A 19,410-nucleotide genomic window follows, 5' to 3' on the forward strand; every position below is an offset into this window, starting at 1 on the left:
GTGACCTGTCATGCATATCCAGATTCTCGGCTCTGCCGCGGGCGGCGGCTTTCCCCAATGGAACTGCAACTGCCGTAACTGTCGCGGTGTGCGTGCCGGCACCCTGCGGGCGCAGCCGCGCACCCAGTCGTCGATTGCCATTTCCGATGACGGTGTGCAGTGGATTCTGTGCAACGCCTCTCCGGATATCCGTAGTCAGATCGAAGCCTTTCCTGCGTTACAGCCTGCGCGCCAGCTACGTGATACGGCGATTGCCGGGATCATTCTGCTGGACAGCCAGATTGACCACTGCACCGGCCTTTTGACCCTGCGCGAGGGTTGTCCACACGAGGTCTGGTGTACCGAGATGGTGCATCAGGACCTGACCACGGGTTTTCCGCTGTTCAACATGCTTCAGCACTGGAACGGAGGTCTGCATCACCGGTTGATCGGGCTGGATGAAGAGCCCTTCGCAATTCCTGCCTGCCCGGCGCTGAGCATCATCGCGGTGGCCTTGCGCAGCAGTGCGCCGCCGTACTCTCCGCACCGAGGCAATCCGCATCCGGGCGACAACATAGGTCTGTTTATCGAGGATCGGCGCAGTGGCAGTAGTCTGTTCTACGCACCGGGGTTGGGGCAGGTGGACGAACACTTGCTCGGCTGGATGCGCCGCGCCGACTGCCTGCTGGTAGACGGAACACTGTGGCGTGACGACGAGATGCGCGTGTGTGAAGTGGGCGACAAGCTCGGTAGCGAGATGGGCCACCTGTGCCAGAGCGGTCCGGGCGGCATGATCGAGGTACTGGAAGGCCTGCCGGCGTCACGCAGGATTCTTATCCACATCAACAACACCAACCCGATTCTTGATCTGGATTCTCCCGAACGGGCTGAACTGGATCAGCGTGGCATCGAGGTCGCCTACGACGGCATGAGTATTCGCCTGTAGCGGGCCTTCAGCAGAAACGGAGAACCGATGAGCCAGACTGCCATGAGTCCTGCCGAATTCGAGCAGGCTCTGCGTGCCAAAGGCGCGCTCTACCATATCCATCACCCGTTCCATCAGGCCATGTACGAAGGTCGCGCCACCCGTGAGCAGATTCAGGGTTGGGTGGCCAACCGTTTCTACTATCAGGTCAACATCCCGCTGAAGGATGCGGCGATTCTCGCCAACTGCCCGGATCGCGAAACGCGGCGCGAGTGGATCCAGCGTATTCTCGATCACGATGGTGCACCTGGTGAGGAGGGCGGTATCGAGGCCTGGCTGCGCCTGGCCGAGGCGGTTGGTCTTGAGCGTGAGCAGCTGCGTTCGCAGGAGTTGGTGCTGCCGGGTGTGCGTTTTGCCGTTGATGCGTACGTCAACTTCGCCCGCCGTGCCAATTGGCAGGAGGCGGCCAGCAGTTCGCTCACCGAACTGTTCGCCCCGCAGATCCACCAGTCGCGTCTGGAGGCCTGGCCACAGCATTACCCTTGGATTGACCCGGCCGGCTACGACTACTTCCGCAAACGTCTGAAGGAAGCACGTCGTGATGTCGAGCATGGCCTGCGTATCACCCTTGAGCATTACCGCACCCGTGAATCACAGGAGCGCATGCTGCAGATCCTGCAGTTCAAGCTGGATGTGTTGTGGAGCATGCTCGACGCCATGAGCATGGCCTATGAACTGCAGCGTCCGCCTTATCACACGGTGACGGCAGAGCGTGTCTGGCACAGGGGGATCACGCTATGAATGCCCGGGTCGATATCGATGCGCCGGCGGATCTGCTGTCGCGCATTCCCACCATTCGTCGCGGCTTTCGCCTGCAGTTTGAGCCGGCGCAGGGCTGCCATGTGCTGCTTTATCCAGAGGGCATGATCAAACTCAACGAGAGTGCCAGCGAAATCCTCCAACTGGTCGATGGCAAGCGTTCGGTTGCACGGATCGTCGAAGAGCTGCAGAGGCGCTTCCCGGATGTGCCCGGCATCGACGAAGACATCCTCGCCTTTATGGAGGTAGCTCATGCACAGTTCTGGATCGAACTCCGTTGAGAGAGGATCGCCGCAAGGCGTAAGAGAGGCAGCCTTGCAGCGATCTGTAGAAGTCGGGCCACCGCTTTGGTTGTTGGCGGAACTAACCTATCGCTGTCCGTTGCAGTGTCCGTACTGTTCCAACCCGCTGGATTTCGCCCAGCAGGGCGGCGAACTGTCGACCGCTGAATGGGTTGAGGTATTCCGCCAGGCGCGCGAGCTGGGAGCGGCGCAGCTGGGCTTTTCCGGTGGGGAGCCGTTGGTACGTCAGGATCTGGCCGAGCTGATCCGGGGAGCGCGTGAGCTGGGCTATTACACCAATCTGATTACCTCCGGCATTGGCCTGACCGAAGCGCGTATCGCCGAATTCTCCGAGGCCGGTCTGGATCACATCCAGATCAGCTTCCAGGCCGCTGACGAAGAGGTGAACAACCTGTTGGCAGGTTCGAAGAAGGCCTTTGCGCAGAAACTGGCCATGGCCCGGGCAGTCAAGGCCCATGGCTATCCGATGGTGCTCAACTTCGTCACCCACCGGCACAACATCGACAATATCGAGCGCATCATCGAGCTGTGCCTGGAGCTGGAGGCGGACTTCGTCGAACTCGCCACCTGCCAGTTTTATGGTTGGGCCGAGCTTAATCGGGCGGGGTTGTTGCCTACCAGGGCGCAGCTCGAACGTGCCGAGCGCATCACCAATCAATGGCGCGCCAAGCTGGCGGCCGAGAATCATCCGTGCAAACTGATCTTCGTCACCCCGGATTACTACGAGGAGCGCCCCAAGGCCTGCATGAACGGTTGGGGCAATCTGTTCCTCGACATCACTCCGGACGGCACAGCGCTGCCCTGCCACAGTGCGCGGCAGTTGCCGGTGCAGTTTCCCAACGTGCGCGAGCACAGTATCGAGCACATATGGCGCGAGTCGTTCGGCTTCAACCGCTTCCGTGGTGATGACTGGATGCCTGAGCCGTGTCGCTCCTGTGATGAGAAGGACAAGGACTTCGGCGGCTGTCGCTGCCAGGCGTTCATGCTCACTGGTGATGCCGGCAACGCCGACCCGGTGTGCAGCAAGTCGGCGCACCATGGTGTGATTCTAGCTGCGCGGCAGCAGGCCGATCAGGCGCCGCTGGGGCTGGACGCGCTGCAATACCGCAACGAGAAAGCGTCGCGGATCATATGCAGGGTGTGAACGACCCCGAGGTAATCTGGAGCGCTGAACAGGCCGCAGCCGCCAGTGTTGATTTTGCCGAGCTGCACGCGGCTCATGGCGGTGTGCTGTGGGTGGCCTATGATCCGCTAAGGGCGCGCTGCGGGCTGTTTTTCTGGCGTGACGGTGTTGTGCGCGAGTTGACCCCTGAGGGGGTTTCCGTGCGCAGCCGGGTTTACGAGTATGGTGGTGGTGCCTGCTGTGCCACGGAACAGGGCGTGGCGTTTGTCAACGAGTGCGATCAGCAGGTCTATTGCCTCCATATAGGCCCCGATGGCAGTGTTCAGGGCTCTCCCGTGGGGATCACCAGTCAGCCCAACTGCCGTTATGGTGACCTGTCCTTTGTTCCAGCCTGGCAGGCGCTGCTGGCGGTCGAGGAAAGTCATGAAAGTGGCAGGGTGGTGCATCGGCTGGTGCGTATCGACCTCAACGGCAGGCGCGATGTACTGGTTGAGGGCGCCGATTTCTATGCGGCGCCGGTAGTCGATCCTGGCGGTCTGCGACTGGCCTGGATCGAGTGGGATCGCCCGAACCTGCCCTGGGTTGCCACGCGTCTTTGTCAGAGCACGGCTGGCGAACGCATTCGCGTGCTGGCAGGTGAGGCGAATGATCAGGCCCTGCAGCAGCCTCGTTTCGATGCGCAGGGCCGACTTTGGGTATTGAGCGACCGATCCGGCTGGTGGCAGCCCGAGTGTATCGATGCCCAGGAAGTCCTGTGGCAGGCCGCGCCCTGCGATCACGCGCCGGCCCCCTGGCAGTTGGGTGGTCGCACCTACTTGCCGTTTGGGCAGGATGGGCTGTTACTGACGCGCTTCGAAGAGGGGGTTGGCCTTCTCTGTACAGCTCGCACCAGTGAGTCGAGCACCGAGCATAGCGCCAAATCCACAGGACAGCGTCTAGCCGAAGGTTTCACCCGTTTCCGCTCCCTGGCCGCCGATGACAAGCATTTCTACAGCATCGCTGCTGCGCCGGAGCGCTTGCCGGCGGTGCTGGCGATCAATCGAGATGACGGTGTTGTGCAGACGCTGTCTGGCGGTGAGCAGCCGCTGGCGGAGCAACACTTGTCTCGCCCCCGGCCATTTTGCTGTGCAGTAGCCGATGCCGAGCATTGTCATGGTTTTTTCTACCCGCCGGTTGCGGGTGGGGAGACTCCGCCGCTGGTGATTTTCCTCCACGGCGGCCCGACTTCGGCCTGCTATCCGGTATTCGATCCGCGCATCGCCTTCTGGACGCTGCGCGGCTTTGCCGTGCTGGATCTCAACTATCGCGGTAGCAGTGGCTATGGGCGAGCCTATCGACTGCGCCTGGCGGGCAATTGGGGGGAGCTGGAGGTGGAGGATGTTGGCGCCGCTATCAAGGCGCTGGTTGAGGAGGGGCGTATCGATCCGCAGCGGGTGTTCGTGCGTGGAGGGAGTGCTGGCGGTTTCAGTGCATTGCGGGCGCTTGCCGAATTGCCCCAGCTCTGTGGGGGCGCCAGCCTGTACGGGGTGAGTGACCCGCTGGCACTGCGCCGGCTGACGCACAAGTTCGAAGCCGATTACCTGGACTGGCTGATCGGCGATCCGGATCAGCATGCACGCCGCTATCTCAGTCGCACGCCGCTATGGCAGGCTGAGCGTATCCGGGCGCCGGTGATCTTCTTCCAGGGTGAGCTGGATGCAGTGGTGGTAGCCAGTCAGACCGAACAAATGGTCAAGGCCATGCAGCAACATGGCGTGCGGGTCGAGTACCATCTGTTCGCCGGAGAGCGGCACGGTTTCCGTCAGGCCGGCAATATTGCCCGGGCGCTACAGGCTGAGTACACCTTCTACCGTAAGCAGGACTGAGCAACGAGCGCATTGCATTAACTTTGCAATGCAGTAGGCTGGGCGCCATTCGATAACAATAACTACCAGATCACAGTAATGAGCCACGATTTGAGTCAGTTGCGTAAGTTCGTTACACCCGAAATCATCTTTGGTGCCGGCTCTCGGCACAATGTTGGCAACTACGCTAAGACCTTTGGTGCCCGCAAGGTACTGGTAGTGTCCGATCCCGGAGTGGTGGCCGCCGGCTGGACCGGGGACGTGGAGGCCAGTCTGCAGAGGCTGGGCATCGAGCACTGCTTGTATACCGGCGTATCGCCCAATCCTCGGGTGGAGGAGGTCATGGAAGGCGCCGAGCTGTATCGCAGCGAAGGTTGCAACGTGATCGTCGCGGTTGGCGGTGGTAGCCCGATGGACTGCGCCAAGGGCATCGGCATCGTGGTCGCACACGGACGCAACATTCTTGAGTTCGAGGGTGTGGATACCATTCACGTGCCCAGTCCGCCGCTTATCCTGATACCTACCACTGCCGGCACTTCGGCCGACGTTTCACAGTTCGTGATCATCTCCAACCAGCAGGAGCGGATGAAGTTTTCCATCGTCAGCAAGGCGGTGGTGCCGGATGTATCGCTGATAGACCCGGAAACCACCTTAAGCATGGATCCGTTCCTCTCGGCCTGTACCGGTATCGACGCGCTGGTTCACGCCATCGAGGCCTTCGTCTCCACCGGCCACGGCCCGCTGACCGACCCACACGCGTTGGAGGCCATGCGTCTGATCAACGGCAACCTGGTGCAGATGATCGCCAACCCCGGCGACATCGCCCTGCGCGAGAAGATCATGCTCGGCAGCATGCAGGCCGGCCTGGCCTTTTCCAACGCGATTCTCGGCGCGGTGCACGCCATGAGCCACAGTCTAGGGGGGTTCCTCGACCTGCCGCATGGGTTGTGCAATGCAGTACTGGTCGAACACGTGGTGGCCTTCAACTACAGCGCGGCGCCGGAGCGTTTCAAGGTGATCGCTGAAACGCTTGGTATCGATTGCCGAGGGTTGACTCACGGACAGATTCGCCAGCGCCTGGTCGAGCACCTGATTGCTTTCAAGCATGCTGTCGGTTTTCGCGAAACATTGGGCCTGCATGGGGTCGGCATTTCCGATATTCCATTCCTCTCCAGTCATGCCATGGACGACCCGTGCATCCTTACCAACCCGCGTCAGTCGACTCAGCGTGATGTCGAGGTAGTCTATGGCGAGGCGCTCTGACGAGGCTCTGGTCGGGCTGCTGGGGCTGAGCAGCCAGTCGGCGCGCAAGAGTCACTACCCTGAACTGCTGGCACGCCTGGAGGAGCTGGAGGCCGAGCGCAATCGCTACAAGTGGCTGTTCGAGCACGCGGTACACGGCATCATCCAGGCCAGTCTGCAGGATGGTGTGCTGGCGGCTAATCCGGCGATGGCGCGGATGCTCGGCTATGAAAATCCACAGGAAGTGCTCTGGTCGCTTGGCGATCTGGCTCGGCATCTGTTCGTCGGTGGTTTCGATGAATTGATGTTGATCCGCGATCAGTTGAATCAGGGGCAGGCCCTGCTCGGCTATGAGACGCGTTTGCGCCGGCGCGACGGCACTACCATCGACGTGCTGATGAATCTGCTGCTCAAGCCGGAGAGCGAAGGGGTCTTCGAGGGTTTCGTCGCCGATATCACCGAACGCAAGCAGGCCCAGCAGCGACTGCAGCAACTCAACGATGAACTGGAGCGACGAGTTGCGGCACGCACCTTCGAGTTGCTCGAATCCAACCGCAATCTGCAGCGGCAGATCGAGGAACGTGAGCGCATTGAACTGGCCTTGCGTGAGGCACGCGACGCCGCCGAGGCCGCCAACCGCAGCAAGGATAAGTACCTGGCAGCGGCCAGTCACGATCTGTTGCAACCGCTCAACGCTGCCCGCCTGCTGATTTCCACCTTGCGCGAGCGCGAGTTGCCGGAGGCCGAACACAACCTGGTCGAGCGCAGCCATCTGGCGCTGGAAGGCGCCGAGGATTTACTGACGGATCTGCTGGATATTTCCAAGTTGGATCAGGCAGCGATCAAGCCGGACATTGATGTCTATCGCCTGGAGGAACTGCTGAGACCGCTGGCTTCGGAGTTCGAGGGCGTAGCGGCGGCCAGTGGCCTGGAGCTGCGTGTGCGTATCGCCGATTGTGCGGTGCGTACCGACTTCCGTCTGCTCACGCGCATATTGCGCAACTTTCTCAGCAATGCCTGCCGCTATACCGAGCAGGGCAGGGTACTGCTCGGCTGTCGGCGCCGTGGCGATTTCGTCGAGTTGCAGGTTTGGGATACCGGCCGTGGCATCGCTGCCAATCAGATGGACAAGATATTCCTCGAATTCAATCAGCTCGACGTACCTCGTGCAGCCGAACGTAAGGGCGTCGGGCTGGGGCTGGCCATTGTCGAACGCATCGCGCGAATGCTCGGCTATCCCCTGCAGGTGCGCTCCCAGCCGGGCCGTGGCTCGCTATTCGGCATCAGCGTGCCACTGGCTGCCGAGCGTCCGCGACACCAGACTCAGCCGCCTCCCCAGGCCGGGCTCGGTAATCCGTTGCCTGGGCGCCGCCTGCTGGTGATCGACAACGAGACAGACATCCTCCACAGCATGGCGGCCCTGCTCGGGCAGTGGGGCTGCGAGGTGGTCACCGCTCTGGATCTTGCCGAAGCACTGCAACGTCTGCAGGGACAGGCGCCAGACGTGATTCTGGCTGACTATCACCTCGATCATGCGGTGCTCGGGCATCAGGTCATCCGGCAACTGCGCAGTGTTTTTGACAGGCCGATCCCAGCGCTGATCATCAGTGCCGATCGCAGCGACGAGTGTCGACGGGAACTGCAGGCGCTGGGTGTGCCGCTGCTGAATAAGCCGGTCAAGCCGGGCAAGTTGCGCGCTGTGCTCAGTCAGCTGCTGCAGGACTGCTAAACGGTAGTCCCTCACTGAACCTGGGGGATCGGGGTGCTGTCTACAGGCGACCTCAAGCCCTAGGAGATAATCACAATGACAATGTCCATGAATCCCTTCATGCGCCGCCTGGCATCCGTCACCGCACTGTTTCATCTGCTGTTGGTAGTGCAGGTTCCTGTCGCGAATGCGGCGATGATCGGTACCCACGAGGTGATCGCCGAGCAGCAGCACAAGGTAGATCAAGAGCAACTGTTGGCCATGCTCGACGATCAGTCGGTCAAGGAAAAGCTGATGTCCATGGGAGTCGAGCGCGAGCAGGTGGAGGCGCGCATCGCCAGCCTGACTCCGGCCGAGCTGGCGCAGTTCAATCAGGAACTGGAGCAGGCTCCTGCAGGGGCCGGGGTGGTTGGCATCATCGTGTTGTTTCTGGTGATCTTCATCATCACTGATATGCTGTGCGCCACCAACATCTTCAGCTTCGTCAAATGCATCAATCGCTGATTCGTCTCTGCTGTCTCGTCTCACTTGTTCTGCTCACCGCATGCGCAAGGTCTCCGGTGCTGTCGCCGGAGGCCGAGCGTCTGCCTGAGCGAGTTGAACTGAGCGATGTACCCTTCTTTCCCCAGCAGGCCTATCAGTGTGGTCCGGCAGCCCTGGCCACCATGCTTACCCAGCGCGACGTGGCGACAACACCGGGTGCGCTCAGAGACAAGGTTTACCTTCCGGGTCGGGAAGGCAGCTTGCAGGTGGAGATGGTTGCAGCGGCGCGCAGTCACGACATGCTTGTTTATCCACTGCAGCCGAAGCTTGAGACGCTGCTGATCGAGGTTGCCGCTGGTAATCCGGTACTGGTACTGCAGAACCTTGCCTTCGACTGGTATCCGCAATGGCATTTTGCTGTGGTAGTCGGCTATGACCGACGGGCGCGTACGTTAACCCTGCGCTCCGGAACTACGCGGCGGCTGGTGGACGACTTCGCCAGTTTTGAGCGGAGCTGGGCGCGCGGGCAGCGTTGGGCGGTGCTGACGCTACCACCGGAGCAGTTGCCGGCTCAGGCCGACATGCACCGCTGGCTCGCTGCCGCGAGTGACCTGGAGCAGACCGGTCGGGTGCAGGCGGCGCAGCGCGCCTACCGGCGTGCCAGCGAGGCCTGGCCGGAGCAGGCGCTGCCCTGGTTTGCCCTGGGTAACAGGCGCTATGTGGCCGGAGATCAGCAGGGGGCAGAGCAGGCCTTGCGTGCCTCTGTCGAGAAGGAGCCGGACTTTGCCGCCGGCTGGTACAACCTGTCTCAACTGCTGGGTGAGCGCGGATGTGCGAGGGAGGCTCGGCAAGCCCAGGCTTGCGCCCAAAAGTTGGCGCCGGATGATACACGTTTTGCCATGCCGCCAGCGGATCGCGGCGATGGGCAATGTCAGGCCTTGCCGGTCTGTCCATGATGCTCAATGAAAACGGCGCCCGAAGGCGCCGTTCTTGGCTGCAGCTCCGGCTTAGATACCGAGTTTGTCGCGCAGGGTGTAGTACCAGGCGCCGATGGCGCTGAACGGCACCTGGAACAGGCGCCCGCCCGGGAAGGGATAGTGCGGCAGCTCGGCGAAGGCATCGAAGCGCTCGGCCTGGCCGCGTAGCGCCTCAGCCAGCACCTTGCCCGCCAGGTGTGTATAGGTCACGCCGTGGCCGCTGCAGCCCTGCGAGTAGTAGATGTTGTCGCCGAGGCGACCAACCTGCGGCAGACGCGACAGCGTCAGTAGGAAGTTGCCGGTCCAGGCGTAGTCGATCCTGACGTTCTTCAATTGCGGGAAGGTCTTGAGCATCTTCGGCCGGATGATCGCTTCGATATTGGCTGGGTCGCGGGCGCCATAGACCACGCCGCCGCCGTAGATCAGGCGCTTGTCGCCGGAGAGGCGGTAATAGTCGAGCAGGTAGTTGCAGTCCTCGACGCAGTAATCCTGCGGCAGCAGACTGGCGGCCACTTCGTCCGACAACGGCTCGGTGGTTATTACCTGGGTACCGCAGGGCATCGATTTGGCGGCCAGCTCCGGAATCAGGTTGCCCAGGTAGGCGTTGCCAGCCACCACCACGAACTTGGCTTTGACCCGGCCTTCGGGGGTGTGTACCACCGGATTGGCGCCACGCTCCACGCGGATAGCGGGCGACTGTTCATAGATCACCCCGCCCAGTGACTCCACCGCAGCTGCTTCGCCCAATGCCAGGTTCAGCGGATGGATGTGTCCGCCACTCATGTCCAGCATGCCGCCGACATAGTTCTCGGTGGCCACCACTTCGCGGATGCGTTTGGCATCGAGCAGTTCAAGCTGGGTGTGGCCGAAACGCTCCCAGAGTTTCTTCTGCGACTCCAGGTGGCCCATTTGCTTGGCGGTGAAGGCGGCGAATACGCCGCCGTCCTTCAGGTCGCACTGGATGTTGTACTTGGCGATGCGATCACGAATGATCCGACCACCCTCGAAGGCCATCTGGCCAAGCAGTTGCGCCTGCTTCGGGCCGACGGTACGCTCGATCACATCGATATCGCGGCTATAGCTGTTGACGATTTGCCCGCCATTGCGCCCGGAAGCACCGAAGCCAACCTTGGCCGCTTCGACGATGCTGACCCGGAAGCCGTTCTCCAGCAGAAACAGAGCAGTGGACAGGCCTGTATAGCCTGCGCCAACGATACAGACATCGGTTTCCACCTCGCCCTGCAGAGCTGGGCGTTGCGGGGCAGGGTTGGCTGAGGCGGCGTAATAGGATTGAGGGTATGCCGTGTGCGCCATCTTGAACCTCTGTTCTTTATTTTTTACGAGTAGCTCGATCCTACCCGAGTTGAAAATGCCCGGCTAGTGGTTGTGCAAAATATTCAACGTTGCCGGCATGAGTAAAAAATCTCGCCTATTTCAGTGGCTTAGCGAAAAAGTTGTTGACGGGGAAAAACTTCTGCGTAGAATGCGCACCCATCGAAGGCACATAGCTCAGTTGGTTAGAGCACCACCTTGACATGGTGGGGGTCGTTGGTTCGAGTCCAATTGTGCCTACCAGATCGATAAAAAAGGGGTCGTCAATGCGACCCCTTTTTTATTGTCCGGCTTTCAGGGTTGCCAGGCGGCGCTCCGGGCAATATTGCAGCGGCTGCTTGTCAGGGCTGAAGCTTTCTGAAAGCATCCACATCTTTACTTCCAGTGACTCTGGTTCGGTTCGGTTGGCCCTAGGGCTCCTGCCATTGTTGGGCGGGTATACCGCCGGATCGCTTCCTGGCTCATCCCAACCCACGTGACCTTTGGTAGGGGTCACCACTAGGAGAGGAGGCGCCATGCCCACCATTACTCTTCCCGACGGCAGTCAGCGTTCGTTCGATCATCCGGTATCCGTACTGGAGGTCGCTCAGTCCATTGGTGCGGGCCTGGCCAAGGCCACGCTTGCTGGCAGGGTAAACGGCAGGCAGGTCGATGCCTGTGACGTAATCGATACCGATGCCACTCTGCAGATCATCACACCGAAGGATGAAGAGGGGCTGGAAATCATCCGTCACTCCTGTGCGCATCTGGTGGGGCATGCGGTCAAGCAGCTGTACCCGAATGCCAAGATGGTGATCGGGCCGGTGATTGACGAGGGGTTCTACTACGACATCGCCATTGATCGTCCCTTTACTCCTGAGGATCTGGCTGCCATCGAGAAGCGTATGGCTGAGTTGATCGCCAAGGATTATGACGTCATCAAGAAGATGACGCCGCGAGAGGAAGTCATCGAGGTGTTCAAGGCGCGTGGCGAGGATTACAAGCTGCGTCTGATCGACGATATGCCTGATGAAAAGGCCATGGGGTTGTACTACCACGAGGAGTACGTGGATATGTGCCGCGGCCCGCACGTGCCCAATACCCGCTTCCTCAAGGCGTTCAAGCTGACTCGTATTTCCGGTGCCTACTGGCGTGGTGATTCCAAGAACGAGCAGTTGCAGCGTATTTATGGCACTGCCTGGGCGGACAAGAAACAGCTGGCGGCCTATATCCAGCGCATCGAGGAAGCCGAGAAGCGCGATCATCGGCGTATTGGCAAGCAGCTGGATCTTTTCCATGTGCAGGAAGAAGCACCGGGCATGGTCTTTTGGCATCCCAACGGCTGGACTGTCTATCAGGTGCTGGAACAGTACATGCGTCAGGTGCAGCGTGATCACGGCTACGTGGAGGTGCGTACACCGCAGGTGGTCGACCGCATTCTCTGGGAGCGTTCCGGGCACTGGTCCAACTATGCCGAGAACATGTTTACCACGGCTTCGGAAAACCGCGACTACGCGGTCAAACCGATGAACTGCCCGTGTCATGTGCAGATTTTCAATCAGGGGCTGAAGTCCTACCGCGACCTGCCGCTGCGCCTGGCCGAGTTCGGTGCCTGTCATCGCAACGAGCCGTCGGGTGCGTTGCACGGGATCATGCGTGTGCGCGGCTTTACTCAGGACGATGCACACATCTTCTGTACCGAGGATCAGGTGAAGAAGGAGGCGGCCGACTTCATCAAGCTGACCTTGCAGGTATACGCTGACTTCGGCTTCAGCGACATTGCCATGAAGTTGTCGACTCGCCCGGCCAAGCGCGTAGGTTCGGAGGAGTTGTGGGATCGCGCCGAGAGTGCGCTGGCTGATGCGTTGAACGAATCCGGCCTGGCTTGGGAATACCAGCCGGGTGAGGGCGCCTTCTATGGCCCGAAGATCGAATTCACCCTGCGTGACTGCCTGGGGCGTAGCTGGCAGTGTGGAACCCTGCAGTACGACCCGAACCTGCCGGAGCGACTGGATGCCAGTTATATCGCCGAGGACAACAGTCGCAAGCGCCCCGTGATGCTGCATCGCGCGATCCTTGGTTCCTTCGAGCGTTTCATCGGCATGCTGATCGAGCATTACGCCGGAGCCTTCCCGGCTTGGCTGGCTCCTACCCAGGCGGTGATCATGAATATCACCGACAAGCAAGCCGACTTTGCCCGTGAGGCGGAGAAAATTCTCAATCAAAGCGGCTTTCGTGCCAAGGTTGACTTGAGAAACGAGAAGATCGGCTTTAAAATTCGCGAGCATACTTTGCTCAAGGTTCCCTATCTCTTGGTTGTCGGAGATCGGGAAGTCGAGACTCGTTCCGTTGCTGTTCGTACCCGTGAAGGCGTCGACCTGGGCTCCATGCCCCTCGAGCAGTTCGCCTCGCAGTTGCAGCAAGCGGTTTCCCGGCGTGGTCGCCAAGATTTGGAGTAAGAGCTATTAAGCGAGATATGAGACAGGACAAGCGGGCCGCCCCCAGGCCGCCGATCAATGAGAACATCACTGCCCGTGAGGTTCGCCTGATTGGCCCGGACGGCCAGCAGATTGGTGTGGTTTCCATCGATGAAGCGTTGAACGCTGCCGAAGAAGCCAAGCTGGATCTGGTGGAAATTTCTGCAGATGCAGTGCCGCCGGTTTGCCGCATCATGGATTACGGCAAGCACCTGTTCGAGAAGAAAAAGCAGGCTGCTCTGGCGAAGAAGAACCAGCACCAGCAGCAGATCAAAGAAGTGAAGTTTCGTCCAGGGACGGAAGAAGGGGATTACCAGGTAAAACTACGCAACCTGGTACGTTTCCTTGAAGATGGGGACAAGGCCAAGGTGTCGCTTCGATTCCGTGGTCGTGAGATGGCCCACCAGGAGCTGGGTATGGAACTGCTCAAGCGAGTCGAAGCTGATCTCGCCGAGCTTGGTACCGTCGAACAGCATCCTAAGCTGGAAGGACGCCAGCTGATGATGGTCATCGCTCCCAAGAAGCGTAAATAACCTCCCGGGCACTGGCAGGCCTGATGGTTATCAGTTGTTAATGAATGCGGAGTACCAAACATGCCAAAGATGAAAACCAAGAGCGGTGCTGCAAAGCGCTTCCTGAAGACTGCTTCGGGTTACAAGCACAAGCACGCTTTCAAGAGCCACATCCTGACCAAGATGTCCACCAAGCGTAAGCGTCAACTGCGCGGTAGCGAGCTGATGCATCCGTCGGACAAGGCAAAAGTCGAGCGCATGCTGCGCGTTCGTTAATCGGTCAAGATATCTAGAGGTTATTACTCATGGCTCGTGTTAAGCGTGGCGTTATCGCTCGTGCTCGTCACAAGAAAATTCTGAAGCTCGCCAAGGGCTACTACGGTGCGCGTTCGCGCGTATTCCGTGTTGCCAAGCAAGCGGTCATCAAGGCTGGCCAATATGCCTACCGTGACCGTCGTCAGCGCAAGCGTCAGTTCCGTGCTCTGTGGATCGCGCGTATCAACGCCGGTGCCCGCGTCAACGGTCTGTCCTACAGCCGTCTGATCGCTGGCCTGAAGAAGGCGTCGATCGAAATCGACCGCAAGGTTCTGGCTGATCTGGCAGTGAACGAAAAAGCGGCGTTTGCTGCGATTGTCGAGAAGGCCAAGGCCGTTCTGGCTTAAGTCCCCCCCGACAATCACCGGGCTTGCCCGGTGGCAACGTCATCGATAGGGGAAGAGCCTTAACAGCTCTTCCCCTATTTCGTATCTGGAGTCTGTAAATGGAAAATCTGGATGCATTGGTCGCCCAGGCGCTGGAGGCCGTGCAACAAAGCGAAGATGTCAACGCCCTGGAGCAGCTCCGGGTTCATTACCTTGGCAAGAAAGGTGAGCTGACCACTCTGATGCAGACTCTGGGCAAGCTGTCGCCCGAGGAGCGGCCGAAAGCCGGTGCGCTGATCAATGCCGCCAAAAGCCAGGTTCAGGATGCCCTGAATGCCCGTAAAACCGTGCTTGAGCAGGCTCTGCTCGCCGAAAGACTGGCATCCGAGCGTATCGATGTAACCCTGCCGGGCCGTGGCCAGGCCACTGGTGGCCTGCATCCGGTCACCCGTACTCTCGAGCGGGTCGAGCAGTTCTTCACTCGTATCGGTTACAGCGTGGCCGAAGGGCCGGAAGTCGAAGACGATTATCACAACTTCGAAGCCCTCAATATTCCCGGCCACCATCCGGCGCGGGCGATGCATGACACTTTCTATTTCAATGCGAACATGTTGCTGCGCACCCATACCTCGCCGGTGCAGGTACGCACCATGGAATCGCAGCAGCCGCCGATCCGCATTGTCTGCCCTGGCCGTGTCTATCGCTGCGACTCGGATATCACTCACTCGCCGATGTTCCATCAGGTCGAAGGGCTGTTGGTCGACGAGGACATCAGCTTCGCCGACCTCAAGGGCACCATCGAGGAATTCCTCCGGGTGTTCTTCGAAAAACCATTGGGCGTGCGTTTCCGCCCGTCCTTCTTCCCCTTCACCGAGCCTTCGGCTGAAGTCGACATGCAGTGCGTCATGTGTTCCGGCAAGGGCTGTCGTGTGTGCAAGCAGACCGGCTGGCTGGAAGTGATGGGCTGCGGCATGGTGCACCCGAATGTGCTGCGCATGAGCGGTATCGACCCGGAGAAGTATTCCGGTTTCGCCTTCGGTATGGGCGTCGAGCGCCTGGCCATGCTGCGTTATGGCGTCAATGACTTGCGCCTGTTCTTCGATAACGACCTGCGGTTCCTGGCGCAATTTCGCTAGCCGCCTCTCGTAATCGAATTCGTTTAAGGAGAGCAGACAACATGAAATTCAGTGAACAGTGGCTGCGCAGCTGGGTGAATCCCGACGTATCCCATGAGGATCTGGTCGCCCGCCTATCCATGGTTGGCCTTGAGGTCGATGCCGTGCAGCCGGTAGCTGGTGCCTTCAGTGGCGTGGTAGTGGGCGAGATTCTCAGTGCCGAACAGCATCCGGACGCGGACAAACTGCGCGTCTGTCAGGTTAGCAATGGCCGCGAGACCTTCCAGGTGGTCTGTGGTGCGCCCAATGCGCGCGCCGGTATCAAAGTGCCTTTCGCCATGATTGGTGCCGAGCTGCCGGGCAATTTCAAGATCAAGAAGGCCAAGCTGCGTGGCGTGGAGTCCCAGGGCATGCTCTGCTCTGCCTCCGAGTTGCAGGTCAGCGATAATCACAGCGGCCTGATGGAGCTGGCCGCCGATGCTCCGGTGGGCAGCGATATCCGCAGCTACCTGCAACTGGACGATGCCAGTATCGAACTGGGCCTGACGCCGAATCGCGGCGACTGCCTGTCGCTGGCGGGGCTGGCCCGCGAAGTCGGCGCCATGTACAACGCCAAGGTTTCGCCGGTGGCTGTCGAACCAGTGCCTCCGGTACATGATGAGGTTCGTCCAATCGAGGTACTGGCGCCCCAAGCCTGTCCGCGCTACTTGGGCCGTGTCATCCGCAACGTCGACTTGTCGCGCCCGACACCGTTGTGGATGGTCGAGCGCCTGCGTCGTTCCGATATCCGCAGCATCGATGCGGCGGTAGACATCACCAACTATGTGATGATGGAACTGGGCCAGCCGATGCACGCCTTCGACCTCGCCGAAATCAACGGGGGTATCCGCGTGCGCATGGCCGAGGAGGGCGAAAAACTCGTTCTGCTCGATGGGCAGGAGGTCAGCCTGCGCGGCGATACCCTGGTTATTGCTGACCACAACCGCGCCCTGGCCATCGCCGGTGTGATGGGGGGAGAGCACAGTGGTGTTGGTAGCCAGACCCGTGACCTGTTCTTGGAAAGCGCCTTCTTCGACAATATTGCCATCGCCGGCAAGGCCCGCTCCTACGGGCTGCACACCGACGCTTCGCATCGCTACGAGCGGGGTGTCGATTCGCAACTGGCACGCCAGGCCATGGAGCGCGCCACGGCGCTGCTGCTGGAAATCGTTGGTGGCGAGCCGGGACCGGTCGTTGAGGTCAGCAGTGAAGCCGATCTTCCCCAGGTTGCGCCGATTACCCTGCGTGCCGAGCGTATCCGCCAGATGCTGGGCATGGAAATGGATGGCGCCGAAGTCGAACGACTGCTGAGCGCACTGGGGCTCGGGGTAACTGCCTCTGCCGAAGGCCAGTGGCTGGTCAGCGTGCCGAGTCATCGCTTCGATATCAGCCTCGAAGTGGATCTGATCGAGGAGCTGGGGCGCCTCTATGGTTACAATCGCCTGCCGGTGCGTTATCCGCAGGCCCGCCTGGCACCGCAGGCGCGGGCTGAAGCGCGAGCCGAGCTGCCGGCATTGCGTCGTCTGCTGGTTGCCCGTGGCTATCAGGAAGCGATCACCTATAGTTTTATTGATCCGAAACTGTTCGAGTTGTTCGCCCCTGGCGTCGAGCCGCTGCAACTGGCCAATCCGATTTCTGCCGATATGGCCGCCATGCGTTCATCTCTATGGCCGGGGCTGATCAAGGCGCTGCAGCACAACCTAAATCGTCAGCAGAGCCGTGTGCGTCTGTTTGAGAGCGGTTTGCGTTTTGTCGGCCAGCTTGATGGCCTGAAGCAGGAAGCCATGCTGGCTGGTGTCATCACTGGCAGTCGCCTGCCCGAGGGCTGGGCCAACGCCCGCGAGAGTGTGGACTTCTATGATCTGAAGGCCGATGTTGAAGCGCTGCTCGGTTATGCGGGCGCAGCGGATGCATTCCGCTTCGTGCCAGGCGAACACCCAGCCCTGCATCCGGGGCAGACCGCCCGGATCGAGCGGGAGGGGCGTCTGGTCGGTTACATGGGAGCTTTGCATCCTGAGATGGCCAAAGCGCTGGATCTGGATCAGCCGGTATTCGTCTTCGAACTAGTGCTGGCCGAAGTCGCTGCCGGCCGCATGCCCGCCTTCCGCGAGCTGTCGCGCTTCCCCGAAGTGCGCCGCGACCTGGCGCTGCTGGTGGATCGTGAGCAGCCGGCAGAAGCCGTGTTGGAAGCGATTCGCGAAGCGGCCGGGGAATGGCTGACAGACCTCAGGCTATTTGATGTCTATCAGGGTAAAGGTATTGATCCGCATAGAAAAAGCCTTGCCGTTGGCTTGACCTGGCAACATCCATCGCGCACTCTTAACGACGATGAGGTGAGCACATCTACGCAGAATATCCTCACCTGCCTCGAACAAAGGTTCAACGCCACGTTAAGGAAGTAGCGTATGGGGGCTCTGACGAAAGCAGAAATGGCAGAACGTCTGTACGAAGAGCTGGGCCTGAACAAGCGCGAAGCCAAGGAACTGGTGGAACTGTTTTTCGAAGAGATCCGCCAGGCTCTTGAGCTGAACGAACAGGTCAAGCTTTCGGGGTTCGGTAATTTTGATTTGCGCGACAAGCGCCAGCGACCGGGTCGCAACCCTAAGACGGGGGAGGAGATTCCGATCACGGCGCGGCGCGTGGTCACCTTTCGTCCAGGGCAAAAACTGAAAGCCAGGGTCGAGGCCTATGCTGGAACCAAGTCATAACGACGAACTACCGGCAATTCCCGGCAAGCGCTATTTCACTATCGGCGAAGTTAGCGAGCTCTGCGCGGTCAAGCCTCACGTTCTGCGTTACTGGGAGCAGGAGTTTCCGCAGCTCAATCCGGTAAAGCGGCGAGGCAATCGCCGCTATTACCAGCGTCAGGACGTGCTGATGATCCGGCAGATTCGCGCGCTGCTTTACGATCAGGGTTTCACCATCGGTGGGGCGCGTCTGCGTTTGTCTGGTGACGAAGCCAGGGACGACACGACCCAGTATCGCCAACTGATCCGCCAGATGATCGTCGAGCTTGAGGAAGTACTGTTGGTGCTGAAGAAGTAAGACGAAGAAAAAGTTGCCTTATATCAAATGCTTAATGTATAGTTTCAGCGCTTTCGGTGATCCGGAAGCATCGTCGGGGCGTAGCGCAGCCCGGTAGCGCACTTGCATGGGGTGCAAGGGGTCGAGTGTTCGAATCACTCCGTCCCGACCAAAAAACCCTAGAAAATCCAGTCACTTAGCGGTGGCTGGATTTTTTTATGGGCGCTTCACACGTAGAAGCGTAGGGACTTTTGCGGGACTTTTTTTCATCCTGCCATTCTCCTCAAAATTGTCAGGGCCGGACCGCGCGAGTCGGTGGCCGAAATCCTGTTGGCTTCATCGATCAGTTTGCCCAACTCGGCGGCTGAGTAGTGACTGGTGATGCTACCGTTCTTGTGCCCCAGCAGAGCCTTCCTGTCTTCCTCCGTTACCCCGGCTGCCCGAAGTCTTCGGCCGAAAGTGTGCTTCAGATCGTGAACGCGGATCGAAGCAAATCCAGCTGGGGCAGGGCGCATAAAACGCTCCTGGAACTTCTTCGCTGCTCTGACCCTGGCTTTCTTCCATGCCGAGTCGTTCATCCGGTGAACCGGGGTGGCCTTGCCGTTTCGATCGGGTTGTCCGTAAGGAAATACCCAAACCGGATCAAGCCCACGCTGTCCGGTAATCCCCCCGGAAATCAGTACCGGTCAGAAGTAGAATTTTCTCCTACTCAGATCGAGGAAGTTTTGCGTGAAGACATCGCGTTTTTCGGACAGCCAAATCCGGCGATTTTCAAGGTAGTTGTCGCGTGAGCGTATCACGCTGCCTTTGATGTTTGCTGCAGTACCGCTTCCCGCTCCGGGTTCAGGCACACGATTGGTGCCAGCACCCAGTTCCTGATGTTGCCGCT

19 protein-coding genes, 2 tRNA genes and 1 pseudogene are annotated in these 19,410 nt (G+C 59.9%); 19 read left to right on the forward strand and 3 right to left on the reverse strand.

Translation table 11 applies throughout. The annotated features are described in order from the left end of the window. Positions 1–10 precede the first annotated feature (10 nt). The 9 genes from pqqB (at position 11) to NCCP436_RS13880 (ending at position 9,381) form a co-directional block, all read left to right on the forward strand. Positions 11–925 carry a pyrroloquinoline quinone biosynthesis protein PqqB gene (pqqB, locus tag NCCP436_RS13840; protein WP_220804579.1) on the forward strand — a complete coding sequence of 305 codons (915 nt, stop codon included), beginning with the start codon at positions 11–13 and terminating at the stop codon, positions 923–925. A 27-nt stretch (positions 926–952) separates the two neighbouring features. Then, positions 953–1,705, forward strand: a complete 753-nt coding sequence (gene pqqC / locus NCCP436_RS13845; RefSeq protein WP_220804580.1) for a pyrroloquinoline-quinone synthase PqqC — start codon at positions 953–955, stop codon at positions 1,703–1,705. Next, positions 1,702–2,004 (forward strand): pyrroloquinoline quinone biosynthesis peptide chaperone PqqD, encoded by a 303-nt coding sequence (pqqD, locus tag NCCP436_RS13850; RefSeq protein WP_220804581.1) that lies wholly within the window; start codon positions 1,702–1,704, stop codon positions 2,002–2,004. Before pqqC ends, pqqD begins: the two co-directional genes overlap by 4 nt. Beyond that, on the forward strand, positions 1,976–3,169 hold the full coding sequence (gene pqqE, locus NCCP436_RS13855; RefSeq protein WP_259651497.1) for a pyrroloquinoline quinone biosynthesis protein PqqE: 1,194 nt from the start codon (positions 1,976–1,978) through the stop codon (positions 3,167–3,169). Before pqqD ends, pqqE begins: the two co-directional genes overlap by 29 nt. Next, on the forward strand, positions 3,157–5,013 hold the full coding sequence (locus tag NCCP436_RS13860; RefSeq protein WP_220804583.1) for a S9 family peptidase: 1,857 nt from the start codon (positions 3,157–3,159) through the stop codon (positions 5,011–5,013). The genes pqqE and NCCP436_RS13860 overlap by 13 nt, the downstream gene beginning before the upstream one ends. 78 nt (positions 5,014–5,091) lie before the next feature. Further along, the gene (gene ercA / locus NCCP436_RS13865) at positions 5,092–6,255 is read left to right on the forward strand and encodes an alcohol dehydrogenase-like regulatory protein ErcA (RefSeq protein ID WP_220804584.1); all 1,164 of its coding nucleotides are present in this window, start codon (positions 5,092–5,094) and stop codon (positions 6,253–6,255) included. Continuing rightward, entirely contained in the window at positions 6,239–7,963 is a 1,725-nt protein-coding gene (locus tag NCCP436_RS13870; protein WP_220804585.1) for a NahK/ErcS family hybrid sensor histidine kinase/response regulator, read from the forward strand. Before ercA ends, NCCP436_RS13870 begins: the two co-directional genes overlap by 17 nt. Positions 7,964–8,038: 75 nt before the next feature. After that, positions 8,039–8,446, forward strand: a complete 408-nt coding sequence (locus NCCP436_RS13875; RefSeq protein WP_220804586.1) for a PA2779 family protein — start codon at positions 8,039–8,041, stop codon at positions 8,444–8,446. Beyond that, entirely contained in the window at positions 8,431–9,381 is a 951-nt protein-coding gene (locus NCCP436_RS13880; RefSeq protein ID WP_220804587.1) for a PA2778 family cysteine peptidase, read from the forward strand. The genes NCCP436_RS13875 and NCCP436_RS13880 overlap by 16 nt, the downstream gene beginning before the upstream one ends. A gap of 51 nt (positions 9,382–9,432) precedes the next feature. On the opposite strand, the gene NCCP436_RS13885 is transcribed toward NCCP436_RS13880, so the two are convergent. Next, positions 9,433–10,716, reverse strand: a complete 1,284-nt coding sequence (locus NCCP436_RS13885; protein ID WP_220804588.1) for an FAD-binding oxidoreductase — start codon at positions 10,714–10,716, stop codon at positions 9,433–9,435. 184 nt (positions 10,717–10,900) lie between these two features. Between NCCP436_RS13885 and NCCP436_RS13890 the strand changes: the two genes are divergently transcribed. The 10 genes from NCCP436_RS13890 to NCCP436_RS13935 all read left to right on the forward strand — a co-directional run bounded on the left by NCCP436_RS13890 (position 10,901) and on the right by NCCP436_RS13935 (position 18,693). After that, a tRNA-Val gene (locus NCCP436_RS13890) sits at positions 10,901–10,977 on the forward strand. A 272-nt stretch (positions 10,978–11,249) separates the two neighbouring features. Beyond that, complete coding sequence (gene thrS / locus NCCP436_RS13895; protein ID WP_220804589.1) at positions 11,250–13,172, forward strand: threonine--tRNA ligase; 1,923 nt, start codon at positions 11,250–11,252, stop codon at positions 13,170–13,172. A 17-nt stretch (positions 13,173–13,189) separates the two neighbouring features. Then, complete coding sequence (infC, locus tag NCCP436_RS13900) at positions 13,190–13,723, forward strand: translation initiation factor IF-3 (RefSeq protein ID WP_220804590.1); 534 nt, start codon at positions 13,190–13,192, stop codon at positions 13,721–13,723. A gap of 60 nt (positions 13,724–13,783) precedes the next feature. Further along, complete coding sequence (rpmI, locus tag NCCP436_RS13905; RefSeq protein WP_044401775.1) at positions 13,784–13,978, forward strand: 50S ribosomal protein L35; 195 nt, start codon at positions 13,784–13,786, stop codon at positions 13,976–13,978. Between the two features lie 29 nt (positions 13,979–14,007). Further along, on the forward strand, positions 14,008–14,364 hold the full coding sequence (gene rplT, locus NCCP436_RS13910) for a 50S ribosomal protein L20 (protein ID WP_003243409.1): 357 nt from the start codon (positions 14,008–14,010) through the stop codon (positions 14,362–14,364). Between the two features lie 98 nt (positions 14,365–14,462). Then, positions 14,463–15,479, forward strand: coding sequence for a phenylalanine--tRNA ligase subunit alpha (gene pheS, locus NCCP436_RS13915; protein WP_220804591.1), 1,017 nt, complete (start codon positions 14,463–14,465; stop codon positions 15,477–15,479). Positions 15,480–15,520: 41 nt separating this feature from the next. Beyond that, on the forward strand, positions 15,521–17,899 hold the full coding sequence (gene pheT, locus NCCP436_RS13920; protein ID WP_220804592.1) for a phenylalanine--tRNA ligase subunit beta: 2,379 nt from the start codon (positions 15,521–15,523) through the stop codon (positions 17,897–17,899). A gap of 3 nt (positions 17,900–17,902) precedes the next feature. Beyond that, positions 17,903–18,205 (forward strand): integration host factor subunit alpha, encoded by a 303-nt coding sequence (gene ihfA, locus NCCP436_RS13925; RefSeq protein WP_003243414.1) that lies wholly within the window; start codon positions 17,903–17,905, stop codon positions 18,203–18,205. Continuing rightward, on the forward strand, positions 18,186–18,542 hold the full coding sequence (locus NCCP436_RS13930; RefSeq protein ID WP_220804593.1) for a MerR family transcriptional regulator: 357 nt from the start codon (positions 18,186–18,188) through the stop codon (positions 18,540–18,542). Before ihfA ends, NCCP436_RS13930 begins: the two co-directional genes overlap by 20 nt. Positions 18,543–18,616: 74 nt before the next feature. Next, a tRNA-Pro gene (locus NCCP436_RS13935) sits at positions 18,617–18,693 on the forward strand. Positions 18,694–18,787: 94 nt separating this feature from the next. Here the strand turns inward: NCCP436_RS13935 and NCCP436_RS13940 are convergent. Next, positions 18,788–19,186: pseudogene (locus tag NCCP436_RS13940) on the reverse strand (tyrosine-type recombinase/integrase); the annotation flags it as partial. A gap of 21 nt (positions 19,187–19,207) precedes the next feature. After that, positions 19,208–19,410 (reverse strand): hypothetical protein (locus NCCP436_RS13945; RefSeq protein WP_220804594.1); only part of this gene is annotated, 203 nt, incomplete at its 5' end.

It is taken from the genome of Pseudomonas sp. NCCP-436, from assembly GCF_019656335.1.
GTDB lineage: Bacteria > Pseudomonadota > Gammaproteobacteria > Pseudomonadales > Pseudomonadaceae > Aquipseudomonas.